A 14,540-nucleotide genomic window follows, 5' to 3' on the forward strand; every position below is an offset into this window, starting at 1 on the left:
AACCTGTCGCGCCGATGTGACTTGCGTCCACCGCAGCTCACCCCACGTTCGTGACGATCGCGATACGCCCCTCTGACCGGAATGAGGTGGCGCATGACTACGCCAAAGCCGAATTTCGGTAAAGTGGAATATTTTCGTGTGCGCGGATTGACCCCGCGATTGGGTGTTTTGCCCGTCGGGCAACGCGATATCTTGTAGCCCGGATGGAGCGCAGCGTAATCCGGGAATCCATCCAAGCGGAAAGTGCAGTCCCGGATTGCGCTACGCTCCATCCGGGCTACGAAACGCCCCCTTACAGCTTCGCCTCGGTAAAAATGCCCGATATCCAGTCCAGGAACACGCGCAGGCGCAGCGCGAGCTGGCGGTTCTGCGGGTAGAGCGCGGAGAGCGGCGTCGGCGACGGCGGATGGTCGGCCAGCACCTCGACCAGCGCGCCGCTGGCGAGATCCTCCGCGAAGCGATAGCGGGGCGCCTGCGCGAGGCCGAAGCCGAGCCGTGCCAAATCGGCCATCGTGTCGGAGTTGTTGACGCGAACCCGGCCCGGCAGCACGACGTGACGCAGCGCGCCGGCGACGGAAAATTCCAGCGGCAGCACGTCGCCGGTGCGCGACGAGACGAAGGCCACCATCTGATGGCCGCCGAGTGCATCCGGCGTCGTCGGCATGCCGTGGCTGGCAATATAGGCCGGGCTCGCCACCGTGATCTCCGCGATGGTGCCGAGGCGGCGCAGGATCATCCCGCTGTCCTCGGGCTCGCCCGACCGGATCACGCAATCGACACCCTCGCGCACGAGATCGACCAGGCGGTCGCCCTGCCCGATCTGCAAGTCGAGCTGCGGATAGCGCGCCAGGAAAGCCGGCAGATGCGGCAGGATGAAAGTGCGGGTCAGCAACGGATGCGCGTCGATGCGCAGGAGGCCGCGCGGCCGCGTATCGCGCATCGCGGTTTCGGCTTCCTCGACTTCCGCCAGGATGGCGACACAGCGGCGGTAATAGTCCTCGCCGTCGAGCGTCGGCGTGACATGGCGCGTCGTTCGTTCGAGCAGGCGCGCGCCCAGCCGCGCCTCGAGGGTCCGCAGGACCTCGCTCGCCGTCGAGCGGGGAATGCCGAGGTCGGCCGCCGCGGCTGTGAAACTCTGCCGTTCCACGAGGCGGACGAACAGCCGCATGGCGTCAAATCGATCCATGGCTCATTGTTCAGCACAGCCGACAAGTGATGGCAAGTTTCCTGCGATTATCCGGCTACAGCGATCAAGTATCTCCCAGTCAGACGACAAATTTGAGGAGATCCCGCCATGACCAACCAAGCTCAGCGCGCCGCCATCGTGACCGGCGGCTCCCGCGGAATCGGTGCTGCGATCGCCCGACGGCTGGCGCAGGACGGAGTCGCGGTCGCGATCAACTATGCGAGCGGCAAGGCGGCCGCCGACGAACTCGTTGCCGAGATCGAAGCGGCCGGCGGACGCGCCATCGCCGTGCAGGCCGATCTCGCCGACCCGGCAACCCCGGCCCGGCTGTTCGATGCGGCCGAGCGCGCCTTCGGCGGCGTCGACATCCTCGTCAACAATGCTGGCATCATGGAGCTCGGGCCGCTTGCCACGGTCACCGACGAAGCCTTTGCACGGCAAACATCGGTCAACCTCGACAGCGTGTTCCGGTCGTTGCGCGAAGCAGCGCGGCGGCTGCGCGATGGCGGCCGCATCGTCAATTTCTCCTCGAGCGTCATCGGCCTCTATCAACCGGGTTACGGCATCTACGCCGCAACCAAGGCCGCGGTCGAAGCCATGACGCACATCCTCGCCAAGGAGCTCGGCGGCCGTCGCATCACCGTCAACGCGGTGGCGCCCGGGCCTGTCGAGACCCGGCTGTTCCTTGAAGGCAAGAGCGAGCAGCAAGTGCGCGCCATTGCCGCCATGAACCCGTTCGGCCGCCTCGGCCAGCCCGACGACATCGCAGGCGTGGTCGGCTTCCTCGCAGGCAACGACAGCGGCTGGGTCAACGGCCAAATCATCCGCGCCAATGGCGGCGTGGTCTGACGCACTGCACGACACCTCACACGGAGACATCCATCATGCCGTTCGCCAATATCAAGATCCCGCAGGCCGCACTGTCGCAGGCTCAGAAGGCGGAGATCGTGCATAATCTCACCGCGCTGTTCGTCCACTATTTCGGCGAAACGGCGCGGCCGCACACGATGGTGCTGATCGAGGAAGTCCCCGACGGCGGTTATGGCCGCGCCGACGAGGTGTTCGTTGTTCCCGACGCCTATCGCGCCCGCGACACCGTCACGCCAGCTTCAGGCTGAGCTCGGTGCCGCCCTTGAGCGGCAGCGTCATCGAGACGAAGCCGTTTTTGGGATCGCGGATGAAATCGAGATAGTCGGGCTCGGCGTTGTCGTTCATGACGTAGCCGCCGACCAGAAGCTGCGGCGCGACGATCTCGATCACCTCGCGCGCCAGCGACGGACCTCCCTCGCCCGGCCAGCCGTCGATCAGCACGAAATCGACCGGGCCGCCGAGATCGCGCAAGGTTTTGCGCGCGTCGCCCTCGCGGATCTCGGCATAATCGGCAAGGCCCGCTTCAGCGAGATTGCGCCTTGCGGTTTCGACCTTGGTCGGCACGATCTCCGAGCCGATCACGGTGCAGCCGCCATTGTCGCGCAAGGCCGCCGCGAAATACAGCGTGGACATGCCGACGGAGGTGGCGAACTCCGCCACGCGCGTGGCGCGCAGGCCGCGACACAGCAAGTAGATCAATTCGCCCTGCTCGGGGTGGATCGAAAAGCCCTGCTCGGCATAGGCGTGCGGATCGCGGCTGTTGAAGGAACCGCGCGGGCCGCCGCCTGATGGACGCTGCCGCGCGCCTTGCAGGCGCGCGAGCACGGCGTTGACCCGCGGATCCTGAATCGGACTGTGAGGCCGATCGTTCATATGCTGGCTCCGTTCGGTCACTTCCCGAGGATTTCCGCTGCGGCGCGATCCAGGATCGCGGCGATACGGCGTGCTTCCGTGGCATCGCTGCCGTGCTTGGTACGCAGCGCGCGCTTGAGATTGTGACGGGCCCGGTGCAGCTCGTCCGAGGCGCCACCATCGAGATCGCTGACGCCGGCGAAGGCCTCGCGCACCTCGTCCATGCGGCGGCCGATCCGCGACAGCGCCTGCAGGATCGCATCGGCGGTCGCGCGGTTCTCGACCAGATGCGCCACGCCCTGTGGCGTGATGCTGTACAGCTTGCGGCCACCATCCTGTTCGACGCCGGCGTGGCCGACCTCTTCGAGATAGGTCAGCGCCGGATAGATCACGCCGGGACTCGGCGTGTAGAACCCCTCGGAGCGCTCCTCGATGATCTTGATCAGCTCATAGCCATGCGCCGGTTTTTCGGCGAGCAACGCCAGGATCACCAGTTGAAGATCCTGCGAGGACAGCCGCCGCGCGCCGGGAAAATCGTCACCGCCGCGCCCGAAGAAGCCGTGCCCGCCGCGACCGAAGCGATGCCGCCCGCCGCCATGCCGGCCCACGGCAAAGGCGAAGCGGAACTCATGGTCCTCCCGGCCGTGCCGGCCGTGGTGTTTGTCACGAAACATATCTTACGTCTCCATTGTTAGATATATCGTAAGATATGTTTTGAGATCCAATTGGCAAGGCACGAGTCCGTGATTTCGTCGCAAGGCTCGTTTCACCGGCAAAATCAGCTGGCAAGCTTGACATTCCTCTGCCATCCCGCTGGTATGTCAGTTATGCCCACTGCCTCCCTCGACCGCGACCGCGCCTATTCGCTGCTCCGCGATCTCGTCATCTCCGGCGAGTTCGCGCCGGACGAGCCCCTCTCCGAACGCAGCCTGTCGAGCCGGCTGGCGCTGGGCCGCACCCCGATCCGCGAGGCGCTGAAGGCGCTCGCCAGGGACGGCCTTCTCACCATCCATCCGATGCGCGGCACCTTCCTGCGCCAATTGTCGTTCGACGATCTGCGCGAGATCCATGAATTGCGGCTCGCACTCGAAGGCATGGCGGCCTATCTCGCCGCAACGCGCGGGCCAACCGAGCCGCTGCGCACATGCGCCGGGGAGCTGCGCAGCATCCAGTCGCGCGACAACCTCGATGTCGAGGAAGCGCAGCAGGTCGGCTGGGCCTTCCACGACGAACTGTTTCGCGCGACCGGCAATGGCCGGCTGGCGCAATCCTACGACAATCTGCGCGCGCAGAGCGGCCTCGCCCTCCAGAAGATGCGGCAATACAGCGTCGCGCGCACGCGCCAGGCCGTCAGCGAGCATCTCGATATCTACGCGGCGATCGAAGCGCACGACCCTGACGCCGCACAGCAGCGCATGTGGCGGCATCTGTCGTCCGCATTCGAGGCCCGCCTCACCGCGCTCGGCGCGATCCGCACGCAATATCCGGGACAAGGAGACCACCACGCATGATCCGGCCGCTGCTCAGACTGCCGCTCGTGTTCCAGATGCTGCTCGGCCTGGTGCTGGGCCTCTCCGTCGGCCTGCTCTGGCCGGATTTCGGCGCCAGCCTGCGCCCGATCGGCACCGCCTTCGTCGAAGCGGTGAAGATGATCGTCATTCCCGTGGTGTTCGCGGCTGTCACGCTCGGCCTCTACCGCATGGGGAGCGAGCTGAAGGTCCTCGGGCGCGTCGCCGCGATCAGCCTCGGCTATTTCTACCTCGCCACCGTGATCTCGATCCTGATCGGCCTGCTCCTCAACGCCGCCTTCCATCCGGGCGCCGGCGCCCCGCTGGCCGCGACCGGCAAGGTGCCGCAGAATCTCGCGGTGTCGGTGGACTGGATCAAGTTCTTCATGGACATGATCCCCTCCAACATCGTCGCGGCGATGGCCGAGCAGAAGATCCTGCCGACGCTCGTCTTCGCCATCCTGTTCGGCCTGGCCCTCGCTTCGGTCGGCAAGGTCGGCGAGCCCATGGTCGCGGTGCTCGAAGCGGTGATGGCGGCGATGTTCAAGATCACCAAATGGATCACCTCGCTCGCTCCGATCGCCATCTTCGCGGTGATGGCGTGGCTGTTCGCAACGCAAGGGCTCGCCACCGTGCTCGCGCTCGCCAAGCTCGTCGGCGTGATGTATCTCGGCCTCGCGATCATGGTTGCGATCTTCTGGCTGATGCTGCTCGCGATCGGCGAGAAGCCGATTGCCGTCACCAGGGCGGTGATGGAGCCGATGATCCTGGCCTTCTCCACCCGCTCCTCGGAAGTGACGCTGCCGCTGCACATGGAGAAGCTGCGGGCGATGGGCGCCTCAGAGCGCATCGTCTCGGTGGTGCTGCCGCTCGGCTATGCCTTCAACCGCGACGGCGCCATCATGTATTTCGCGCTGGCCGTCACCTTCCTCGCCGAGGCCTATGGCGTGACGCTGACCTGGTCGACGCTGTTCACCATCGTCATGGTCACGACCATCGCGAGCAAGGGCAGCGCCAACGTTCCCTCCGGCGGACTCGTTGCGATTGCCATGGTGCTGTCGGCGATCGGGCTGCCGATCGAGGCGCTGGCGATCATCGCCGGTGTCGACGCCTTCCTCGACATGGGCCGCACCGCGATCAACGTGTTCGGTAACACGGTCGCGGTGAAGCTGGTCGAAAAATTTGCCGGCGACGTGGTCGCCGATGAGGTACAGCCTGTTGCGGTCGGCCTGCAAACGCAGGACGCGTGATGGCCGCGGCGCAATCTCATGTCGATCTGCGCAGCGACACCGTCACGCTGCCAACCGGCGCGATGCTGGAGCGCATGCAGCGCGCACCTCTCGGCGACGACGGCCGCGAGGGCGACCCGACCGTCCGCGCGCTCGAGGTGCGCGGCGCGGCGCTGATCGGCAAGGAAGCTGCACTGTTCGTGCCGAGCGGCACGATGGGCAATCTGCTGGCGATGCTCGCCCATGCCGAGCGTGGCGCGGATGTCTTCGCCGATGCCGGCGCGCATCTGCTGAACTCGGAGCTCGGCAGCGTCGTGACGATCGCGGGGCTGGCGCCAAAGCCCATGCCGGGCCGTCGCGGCGCGATGGACGAAGCGGCACTCGCGGATGCGATCCGCGCATCAAGCCGCCCCGGCCTGATCGCGATGGAAACGACGCACAATGGCGCTGGGGGCGCCGTGCTGCCCCTGCCGCACATGATGCGAATTCATGCGCTCGCGCAAAGCCACGGGATACCCGTGCATCTGGACGGCGCCCGCCTCTTCAATGCGTCGGTCGCGCTCGGCGTGCCGGCGGCACGCATCGCCGAGCACGCCGACAGTGTGATGGTCTGCCTGTCCAAGGGACTGAGTGCGCCGGTCGGCAGCCTGCTGTACGGCTCCGCCGAACTCATCGCGAAGGCACGCGGCTTTCGCAAGCTCGTCGGCGGCACCATGCGTCAGTCCGGCGTTGTCGCCGCCGCGGGTCTCGTGGCGTTGGAGCGCATGATCGAGCGTCTCTCTGAGGATCACGCGGCAGCAAGGCGGCTCGCCGCGGCTCTGAGCTGGCTCGACCCGGCGCTTGCCGATCCCGACCAAGTGCAGACCAACATCCTGCGCATCGACGTCTCCGCAAGCGGGCGCGAGGCCGCCGCATGGGCCGAGGGCGTGAAGCAGCGCGGCATCCTGGTGCAGGCCAGCGGCCCCTCGCAGCTCCGGCTCGTCACCCATCGCCATATCGACGAAGCGGCGGTGGACCGCACCATCGCCGCCTTCGCGGCACTCGGCCGCTAGCGCGTTGCAAGCCGCACGCAACCTGCTATCGCTCGGGCGATGACGCCGAAAAACTTCGAAGCCCGCTGCCTGCGCCTGCCCGCCGCCACCAAGGTGGTGCAGTGGGAGGGCACCTCCGTGTTCAAGGTCGGCGGCAAGATGTTCGCGCTCGGCGGCGGCTTTGCGGCAGGCTCCGGCGGCTACATGTTCAAGGTCTCGGACATGGCCTATGCGATGCTGATCGAGCATGGTGTGGCACGGCCGGCGCCCTATCTGGCGCGCGCCAAATGGGTGCAGCTCGTCAGCAACAACGCCCTGCCGGATGCCGAGCTCACGGCCTATCTGGCGCAAGCCCATGCGCTGATCGTGGCAAAGCTGCCCCGCAAGCTCCGCAGGGAACTTGGCCTCGCCCCGCCGGCATGACCATCCCCGCGTGCACCGCACGAGTTGCTCGCGGCGACATTGAGCTTTCATTCTTCCCCGATATACTGCCGGTTCTGGATTCGATTTAGGGCATCGGCGTGGCGATTGATCTGAAGGCGGTCGAGCAACTCGCTACCGATCAATCCTCGCTCAAGGCCGCCGCCGGCCTTGCCAAGCCCGCCAAATGGTCCGGCGTCGGCGGCAGCCCGGATGGCGCGCTGATCTGGGGCGAATGCGCGGGGTCCGGTGCCAATCCCTACCGCGTGATGGCGGACCTCCGCGACCTCGGCAACAAGTGCACCTGCCCGTCACGCAAATTCCCCTGCAAGCATGTGCTCGGCCTGTTGTGGCTGAACGCCGAGGCAATCGTGCCGTTCACGCCCGCGGACACGCCCGCCTGGGTCAGCGATTGGCTGGGCCGCCGACGCGGCACCGCCGCGGCCAAGCCTGCAAACAGCGCACCGCCCGACGGCGAGAAGGATTTGCACGCCGCGCGCGCTGCCGAACCCGAAGTCGCCGAGGACCCGAAGGATACGGCGCGGCGCGAGGCCCAGGCGGCCAGGCGCAACGAGGACACCGACCGCGCCATTCTCGATGCGCTGGACGCACTCGAGCAATGGATTGGCGATCAGCTTCGCATGGGATTGTCGGGCTTCATCGACGATGCCACGGCACGATGCCGGCGGATCGCGGCGCGGCTGGTCGATGGCAAAGCCGCGGTGCTCGCCGGCCGGATCGACGAGCTGCCGTCCCGTCTGCTCGCGCTTGCCGCAGGCGACCGGCCACGCGGCGCCGTCGTCGAGCTCGGCAAGCTGGTTTTGCTCGCGCGCGCATTCCGCGCCACGCCGCGCGATACCGAGATCCGTCGCGCCGTCGCGGCATCGGAGACGCGCGAGACGGTGCTTGCCGACCCCCGCGCGCTCCGGGTTGACGCGCACTGGGAGGTTCTTGCCGAGCAGGTGCAGACGCGCCGCGACGGTCTGGTATCTCAGACGACCTGGCTGCTCAATCTCGCCGCAGCGGGTCCGCGCTTTGCGATGCTGCTCGATTTCTTTCCGGCAAGCGCCGGACGACGCGGTTCGGTCTTCACACCGGGCGAGCGCTTTCGCGGCGAGCTCGTCTTCTATCCATCGGCGCAGCCGCTCCGCGCCTTGCTCGTTCGACGCGACGCAGGGGAGGAGATGCCAGCACTGGAATGGCCCGCGCCGGACGAAACGCTCCCCGACGCGATGACGCGACCGCTGCTGACAGAACCCTGGGCGATCGACATTCCGTTGCTGCTGCCGCAGGGCCGGATCGCGCACGACGACATCGGACACACATGGTGGCGATCAGCCGATGGCATGGCGACGCTGCCGCTGGCGACGGAGGTCGACGGCCTGCTTTGCGGCACCGATCTCACGCGTACCGCTGCGGTCTGGTCGGGTAGCCGGCTCGCGATCCTCGCCGCGCAGACCCCTTGGGGACGGATCGGCGGCCATGACTGAAGCGATCAAGGCCGAGACGATCTACGACGCGATGGGCGCGGTGCTCGCGCGCTGGACGATGGGATCAGCGGCCGCGCCCGCGGCCTCGTTCTGGCGCGCCGAGCTTGGCGAGGATCCCGCCGAAGCCGAGTTGCGGCTGCTTGCCCTTTCGGGCCAGTTTCTCGGCATCGCGGTGACGATGGAGCCAGCCTCCACGCTCCGCATCCGGCCCGATATTCCAGCGCTCGCACTGCCGACGATACCGGAGCCCCTGCGTCCGCTCGTGCGCCGGATTCTGTCGGCAAAGAAGCAGGCACAGGGCGGGCCCGAACTCGCCCGCTTCCTCGCGGCGCGCGGCTGGACCACGCATCCCCGCGACTGGATGCCCGCGGCCGACGACGATGATGCCCCCGACGTCTACGCACCATGGCGCGACTGGGCGGCCGTTGCAGGGTCCGACAGCGAGACGCGGCAGCAGACGAACGACCGGCTCAGCGCCGGGAATTGGGACGACTTCTGGCCGGCCGCACGCAAGGTGGCATTGATCGAACTGAGGCGGCGCGATCCTTCCGCAGCGCGCACCGTGCTCGAGGCGAAGCTCGGTGGCGAGAATGCCGACATGCGGTTGCGCCTGCTCTCGCTGATGTCGGAGCGGTTATCGGATGACGACGTCAGCTTCCTCGAAGGTATCGCTGCGGACGACCGCGCCCCCAAGGTCAAGGCGCTTGCGACCTCGCTGCTCGCGCGTCTTGGCCGGGGCACTGCGACCGGCGAAGACGTCGCCGAGCTCGCCGGCTTCTTCGCGGTCAAGACCAAGGGTCTGTTGCGCCGCTCGCGCGTGGTCGAGGCCCAACTACTCAAGACGCCGGCGCAGGCACAACGCCGCAAGGCACTGTTCGACGGTGCCGATCTCGCATCGTTTTCCGGCGCGCTCGGCTTGACGCCGCAGGAGCTGATTGCCGCCTGGGACTGGAACGTGGATCCGGCTGCGGACATGGCGCTGATCAACCTGATCGTGGCGGCCGGGACCGATGCGCACGTCGCGCTGGCGGCGGAGACGATCGGCGAACGCGATGCGACCGGTCTCGTCGTGACGCTGGCTCCGCGGCTTGCCCCCGCCCAGCGCGCGAGACACGCCGAAGCGGCCCTGAACGCGCACAATATCCGCTTCGAGCTGGCGCAACTGATCGCGGGCCCGGCGGCACGACTGGACAATCCGCTGTCCGCCCCCGCCGGCAAGGCGCTGCTCGTCGCGCTCCAGCGCGACGATGCCAAATCTTCCGACCATGTTGCAGAACTCCATGCGCTGGGCCTCATCGCCTCGCGCGAAGGAGCACGACAATCGCTGGAACGGCTGACGGGCGCGGGCCTGCTGCAGGGCGACCCGCGCCTCGACATGCTGCGGCTCAACGCCGCGTTGGACGACAAGGGAGCGAAGCCATGAGCGAGAAACTGCGTCTGCCCGCCGAGGACAGCTATGCCGCTGAGCTGAAGGCGCTTGCCGCAGGCGATCAGCATCGACCGCCGGGCTGGGCGCTCGCGCCGCGGCAAGTCGTGACCTATCTGATGGGCGGAAAGGCAGCCGACGGGAGCGTGATCACGCCGAAATATGTCGGAGACCGGCGGCTGATCGAGACCGCCGTTGCGACACTCGCGACCGATCGTGCGCTGCTGCTGCTGGGCGTGCCCGGCACGGCCAAGTCGTGGGTTTCCGAGCATCTCGCCGCCGGCATCACCGGCGATTCAACGCTCGTGATCCAGTGCACGGCGGGGACCGACGAAAACCAGATCCGCTACGGCTGGAACTATGCCCAACTGCTCGCGCACGGCCCGAGCCGCGAGGCGCTGGTCCCGACCCCGCTGATGCGTGCGATGGAGGGCGGCAAGCTCTGCCGCTTCGAAGAGCTGACGCGAATGGGCAGCGACGTGCAGGACACGCTGATCACCGTGCTGTCCGAAAAGATGATGCCGGTCCCGGAGCTCAACACCGCCATCTATGCCCAGCGCGGCTTCAACATCATCGCCACCGCCAACAACCGCGACAAGGGCGTCAACGAATTGTCCTCCGCGCTCAAGCGACGCTTCAATGTCGTCGTACTGCCCCTGCCCGACAGCGCCGAGGAGGAAGTGGCGATCATCGTCAAGCGTGTCGGCGAGATGGCGCAGAATCTCGACCTGCCCGCACCGAAGAACGTCGCCGACGAGGTGGCGCGGGTGGTCGCGATCTTCCGTGAATTGCGTTCGGGCTCGACCGAGGACGGCAAGATCGCGCTGAAATCGCCTTCGGGCGGACTGTCGACGGCCGAAGCGATCGCGGTGATGATCGGCGGGATCAGCCAGGCGACCTTCTTCAACGACGGCAAGCTGACGCCGGAAACGCTCGCGAGCAACATGATCGGCGCCGTCGTGAAGGATCCGGTGCAGGATACCGCCGTACTTGGCGAATATCTCGAGACCGTCCTGAAAAAGCGACGCGGTTTCGAAGGCTATTATGCTTCGCTGACCGATTTGATCTGACAGCAAGACGCGCCCGATGGCAGGCCAGGTCTCTCTCTTCGGCATCCGGCATCACGGCCCGGGATCGGCGCGCCGGCTGGTGGAAGCGCTCGACGCGCTGAAGCCACTCGCGGTGTTGATCGAAGGCCCGGCGGACGCATCCGAACTGCTGCCGATGCTCGCCGATCCCGACATGGTGACGCCGGTGGCCCTGCTCACCTACGCCGAGGACAATCCGGCGAACGCGAGCTTCTTTCCCTTTGCCGACTATTCGCCGGAATACCAGGCCGCGCGCTGGGCGGTGCGCCACGGCGCAACCCTGCGCTTCATCGACTTGCCGGCATCGGACAGGCTGGGTGCCGCCGGCGACATCGCGGAGCAAACCGCACCGAGGGCCGACGTCGATCCGGTCAGCCACGACCCGATCGGCACGCTCGCGGCCGCCGCCGGCTATGATGACGGCGAATCCTGGTGGTCCGACGTCATCGAGGAGAATCCTGCGACAGGCCCGGTCTTCGCGGCCGTCGCCGATGCGATGACGGCGCTGCGCGCCGAAGAAAAATCGCTGACGACCCGCGAGGCCGCGCGCGAGGCCCATATGCGGATCGAGATCGCGAAAGCGGCAAAGGAATGCGATGGCACCGTCGCGGTCGTCTGCGGCGCCTGGCACGTGCCGGCGCTCGCCGAGCGTCGCAGCGTTGCCGCGGATCGCGAGTTGCTGAAGGGTCGGCCGAAGACGAAAATCAAGGCAACCTGGGCGCCATGGACTGCGCCGCGCCTGGCGCGCGCGAGCGGCTATGGCGCGGGCGTGGTGGCACCGGGATGGTGCGCACATGTCTGGGAGACGCGCGACCGCGATCGCGCTGCGGAGTGGCTTGCCAAGATGACGCGTGTGCTGCGCGATCGTGGCCACTTCGTATCGACCGCTTCGGTGATCGAGGCACAGCGTCTGGGCACGACGCTCGCGGCGCTCCGCGGCCGCCCTGCGCCGGGTTTCGCAGAACTGCGCGAGGCGGCGATCGCCTGCCTCTGCAATGGCGAGCGCGCCATGTGGGACGATATCTCGGCCGAGCTCCTGATCGGTGCAGGTGTCGGCGCGATCCCGTCGGCGACACCGCTCGCGCCGCTGCTCGAAGATCTCCAGCGGCAGCAGAGAACGACGCGGCTCAAGCCGGAGGCGCTCGAACGGCCGCTGACGCTCGATTTGCGCAGCGAAAGCGGGCTGATGCGCTCCACGCTGCTGCACCGGCTGAACGCGCTCGATGTGCCCTGGGGACGGCTTGTGGATGCGGGGCGCAGCCGCGGTACGTTTCGTGAGAACTGGCAATTGCGCTGGGAGCCGGAATTCGCGGTCAGACTCGTCGAAAATCTGCTCTACGGTTCGACCATCGCGGAAGCCGCGGGCGGACGCCTGATCGAGGTGATGGGCAAGGAAGCCGAGCTTGCTCCGCTCGCGACGCTCGTGCGCAACGCCATGATCGCGGACCTGTCCCGCGCCACTGAATTCGGCATTGCGGCGCTGGAGAACAAAGCGGCGCTGACGAGCGACGGCCAATCGCTCCTTGGCGCGCTGCCACCGATGGCCGACATCCTGCGCTATGGCGAGGCGCGCGCCGGCACGGTCGAGCATCTGGCGACCCTGATGCCGCGCATCGTGGTGCAGGCGGCACTCGCCCTGCCCTATGCTGCGCGCAATCTGGATGCGGCCGCGGCAGCCAAGCTACGCGGTGCGCTCCTCGCGGCCGACGCCGCGATCCAGCTCGCCCAGATCGAGACCGACGTCGTGGCCAGCTGGCGCGATGCGCTGAACGCGCTGTTGAACGACGGTCAGGCGACGCGGCTGATCGCCGGCACCGCCGCACGATTGCTCTACGAGGCCGAGCTGCTGACCGCCGGTCACGCGGCGGACCTGCTGACGCGAATGCTCTCGCCCGGCACACCCGTCGCAGATGCGGCCGGCTTCTTCGAAGGCTTTTTCGAGGGCGCCGGCCAGCGGCTGATCCATGATGCAACGCTCCGCAGCGCCGTCGACGCCTGGCTGATGACGCTGGACGAGGAGGCCTTCACCGCCAGCCTGCCGCTGTTCCGCCGCGTATTCTCGGCGCTGGACCGTACCGAGCGCAGGCGATTGATGGATGCTCTGTTTGCGCGGAGCACCGATGGAGCCAAGGGATATCGGCTGCTCGCCGGCACCAGCCAGATCTGGCCCGAGCATCAGGCGCGCGTGCTCGAACTCCTCATATCAGGAGCTGCGCGATGAGCGAGGCCGACGAACGCAACCGACGCTGGACGCTCGCCCTCGGCATTGACGCCGAAGGCGCCGAGAACGGCCCTGCCCTGTCCGCCAGCGACCGCCGCATGTCCGAGGCGCTGACGGCGCTCTATGGCGACGGCGAGGATGCGCCGAAGAAGGGCCGCGGCGGTCTCGGAGGCTCGGCACCGCGCGTCGCAAAATGGCTTGGGGATATCAGGGAATTCTTCCCCGCGCCGGTGGTGCAGGTGATCCAGAAGGACGCCTTCGAGCGCAAGGGTTTGCGCCAGATGCTGGTCGAGCCTGAATTCCTCGCAACGGTCGAGGCCGATGTGAGCCTGATCGCCGATCTGGTCGCGCTGCGCGGCGTGATGCCGGAGAAGACCAAGGACACCGCGCGCATCGTGATTGCCAAGGTGGTGGCGGAGCTGATGGAGCGGCTCGAGCGGCGCACGGCGGACGCGATCCGCGGCGCCCTGAACCGCTCGCTGCGGACCAGCCGCCCGCGCTTTGCCGACATCGACTGGCCACGCACCATCAAGGCCAATCTTCGCCATTACCAGCCCGAGCACCGCACCGTGGTGCCCGAACGGCTGATCGGCTTCCTGCGCCAGCAGCGTCGCATCGTCGATCTCGAAGAGGTCATCCTGTGCGTCGACCAGTCCGGGTCGATGGCGACCTCCGTCGTCTATGCCTCGATCTTCGCGGCGGTGATGGCCTCGCTGCCGGTGGTCGCGACCAAGCTCGTCTGTTTCGACACCGCAATCGTCGACCTGACCGAAGAGCTCGCCGATCCCGTCGAGGTGCTGTTCGGCGTCCAGCTCGGCGGCGGTACCGACATCAACCGCGCCGTCGCCTATTGCGAGGAGCGCATCGAACGGCCGGCGAAAGCGCATCTGATCCTGATCACCGACCTCTACGAGGGCGGCAACGCGGATGTGCTGGTCGACCGGCTGGCGCGGCTCGCAGTGCGCGGGATCAACGTGATCGTCCTATTGGCACTGACCGATACCGGCCACCCCTCGTACAACCCCGTGCTGGCGGCAAAGGTCGCAAGCCTCGGCATTCCCGTCTTTGCCTGCACGCCGGACCAGTTTCCGGATCTGATGGCAACCGCACTGAAGCGCGAGGACGTTGCCGGTTGGGCCGCCGATCAGGACATCAAGCTGATCCGGCCCGAAAGCTGAGGCATGATGCGGAAAAAAGCCCGCCATGGCTGTTAGCTACC

General features: G+C 67.1%; 14 protein-coding genes. 11 read left to right on the top strand and 3 right to left on the bottom strand.

The annotated features are described in order from the left end of the window. Positions 1-292 precede the first annotated feature (292 nt). The gene (locus tag AC1RUR_RS35970; protein WP_492852872.1) at positions 293-1,186 is read right to left on the bottom strand and encodes a LysR family transcriptional regulator; all 894 of its coding nucleotides are present in this window, start codon (positions 1,184-1,186) and stop codon (positions 293-295) included. Positions 1,187-1,294: 108 nt separating this feature from the next. On the opposite strand from AC1RUR_RS35970, the gene AC1RUR_RS35975 reads away from it, so the two are divergent. Both AC1RUR_RS35975 and AC1RUR_RS35980 read left to right on the top strand, forming a co-directional pair. Then, a complete protein-coding gene (locus tag AC1RUR_RS35975) occupies positions 1,295-2,035 on the top strand; it encodes an SDR family oxidoreductase (protein ID WP_492852873.1) in 741 nt (246 codons plus the stop codon). A gap of 35 nt (positions 2,036-2,070) precedes the next feature. Beyond that, the gene (locus AC1RUR_RS35980; RefSeq protein ID WP_492852874.1) at positions 2,071-2,304 is read left to right on the top strand and encodes a tautomerase family protein; all 234 of its coding nucleotides are present in this window, start codon (positions 2,071-2,073) and stop codon (positions 2,302-2,304) included. Here AC1RUR_RS35980 and AC1RUR_RS35985 read toward each other — a convergent pair. Then, a complete protein-coding gene (locus AC1RUR_RS35985; RefSeq protein ID WP_492852875.1) occupies positions 2,285-2,929 on the bottom strand; it encodes an O-methyltransferase in 645 nt (214 codons plus the stop codon). The genes AC1RUR_RS35980 and AC1RUR_RS35985 overlap by 20 nt on opposite strands. Positions 2,930-2,946: 17 nt before the next feature. Further along, the gene (locus AC1RUR_RS35990) at positions 2,947-3,582 is read right to left on the bottom strand and encodes a PadR family transcriptional regulator (RefSeq protein WP_492852876.1); all 636 of its coding nucleotides are present in this window, start codon (positions 3,580-3,582) and stop codon (positions 2,947-2,949) included. A gap of 153 nt (positions 3,583-3,735) precedes the next feature. Here AC1RUR_RS35990 and AC1RUR_RS35995 point away from each other — a divergent pair, with 153 nt between their 5' ends. From AC1RUR_RS35995 to AC1RUR_RS36035, 9 genes are all read left to right on the top strand, one after another. Beyond that, positions 3,736-4,419, top strand: a complete 684-nt coding sequence (locus tag AC1RUR_RS35995; protein WP_492852877.1) for a GntR family transcriptional regulator — start codon at positions 3,736-3,738, stop codon at positions 4,417-4,419. Beyond that, entirely contained in the window at positions 4,416-5,666 is a 1,251-nt protein-coding gene (locus AC1RUR_RS36000; RefSeq protein WP_492852878.1) for a dicarboxylate/amino acid:cation symporter, read from the top strand. Before AC1RUR_RS35995 ends, AC1RUR_RS36000 begins: the two co-directional genes overlap by 4 nt. Next, entirely contained in the window at positions 5,666-6,697 is a 1,032-nt protein-coding gene (locus AC1RUR_RS36005; RefSeq protein ID WP_492852879.1) for a GntG family PLP-dependent aldolase, read from the top strand. The genes AC1RUR_RS36000 and AC1RUR_RS36005 overlap by 1 nt, the downstream gene beginning before the upstream one ends. A gap of 39 nt (positions 6,698-6,736) precedes the next feature. After that, entirely contained in the window at positions 6,737-7,099 is a 363-nt protein-coding gene (locus tag AC1RUR_RS36010; RefSeq protein ID WP_492852880.1) for an MmcQ/YjbR family DNA-binding protein, read from the top strand. 98 nt (positions 7,100-7,197) lie between these two features. Continuing rightward, positions 7,198-8,586, top strand: coding sequence for an SWIM zinc finger family protein (locus AC1RUR_RS36015; protein ID WP_492852881.1), 1,389 nt, complete (start codon positions 7,198-7,200; stop codon positions 8,584-8,586). Continuing rightward, entirely contained in the window at positions 8,579-10,009 is a 1,431-nt protein-coding gene (locus tag AC1RUR_RS36020; protein WP_492852882.1) for a DUF5691 domain-containing protein, read from the top strand. Before AC1RUR_RS36015 ends, AC1RUR_RS36020 begins: the two co-directional genes overlap by 8 nt. Next, positions 10,006-11,082: an ATP-binding protein gene (locus AC1RUR_RS36025; RefSeq protein WP_492852883.1), complete on the top strand. Its 1,077-nt coding sequence runs from the start codon at positions 10,006-10,008 to the stop codon at positions 11,080-11,082. The genes AC1RUR_RS36020 and AC1RUR_RS36025 overlap by 4 nt, the downstream gene beginning before the upstream one ends. Before the next feature lie 16 nt (positions 11,083-11,098). Continuing rightward, positions 11,099-13,321, top strand: a complete 2,223-nt coding sequence (locus tag AC1RUR_RS36030; protein ID WP_492852884.1) for a DUF5682 family protein — start codon at positions 11,099-11,101, stop codon at positions 13,319-13,321. Then, positions 13,318-14,499 carry a VWA domain-containing protein gene (locus AC1RUR_RS36035; protein ID WP_492852885.1) on the top strand — a complete coding sequence of 394 codons (1,182 nt, stop codon included), beginning with the start codon at positions 13,318-13,320 and terminating at the stop codon, positions 14,497-14,499. Before AC1RUR_RS36030 ends, AC1RUR_RS36035 begins: the two co-directional genes overlap by 4 nt. The last annotated feature ends 41 nt before the right edge of the window (positions 14,500-14,540 follow it).

The organism is Bradyrhizobium sp. GW821-FHT12B03 (assembly GCF_058807535.1).

Bases quoted from the DNA above. Each gene is read 5' to 3' on its own strand.
- AC1RUR_RS36025 (WP_492852883.1), top strand. From the start codon at position 10,006: ATGAGCGAGAAACTGCGTCTGCCCGCCGAGGACAGCTATGCCGCTGAG.
- AC1RUR_RS36035 (WP_492852885.1), top strand. From the start codon at position 13,318: ATGAGCGAGGCCGACGAACGCAACCGACGCTGGACGCTCGCCCTCGGC.
- AC1RUR_RS36005 (WP_492852879.1), top strand. From the start codon at position 5,666: ATGGCCGCGGCGCAATCTCATGTCGATCTGCGCAGCGACACCGTCACG.
- AC1RUR_RS35995 (WP_492852877.1), top strand. From the start codon at position 3,736: ATGCCCACTGCCTCCCTCGACCGCGACCGCGCCTATTCGCTGCTCCGC.
- AC1RUR_RS35970 (WP_492852872.1), bottom strand. From the start codon at position 1,186: ATGGATCGATTTGACGCCATGCGGCTGTTCGTCCGCCTCGTGGAACGG.
- AC1RUR_RS35980 (WP_492852874.1), top strand. From the start codon at position 2,071: ATGCCGTTCGCCAATATCAAGATCCCGCAGGCCGCACTGTCGCAGGCT.
- AC1RUR_RS36000 (WP_492852878.1), top strand. From the start codon at position 4,416: ATGATCCGGCCGCTGCTCAGACTGCCGCTCGTGTTCCAGATGCTGCTC.
- AC1RUR_RS35985 (WP_492852875.1), bottom strand. From the start codon at position 2,929: ATGAACGATCGGCCTCACAGTCCGATTCAGGATCCGCGGGTCAACGCC.
- AC1RUR_RS36010 (WP_492852880.1), top strand. From the start codon at position 6,737: ATGACGCCGAAAAACTTCGAAGCCCGCTGCCTGCGCCTGCCCGCCGCC.
- AC1RUR_RS36020 (WP_492852882.1), top strand. From the start codon at position 8,579: ATGACTGAAGCGATCAAGGCCGAGACGATCTACGACGCGATGGGCGCG.
- AC1RUR_RS36030 (WP_492852884.1), top strand. From the start codon at position 11,099: ATGGCAGGCCAGGTCTCTCTCTTCGGCATCCGGCATCACGGCCCGGGA.
- AC1RUR_RS35990 (WP_492852876.1), bottom strand. From the start codon at position 3,582: ATGTTTCGTGACAAACACCACGGCCGGCACGGCCGGGAGGACCATGAG.
- AC1RUR_RS35975 (WP_492852873.1), top strand. From the start codon at position 1,295: ATGACCAACCAAGCTCAGCGCGCCGCCATCGTGACCGGCGGCTCCCGC.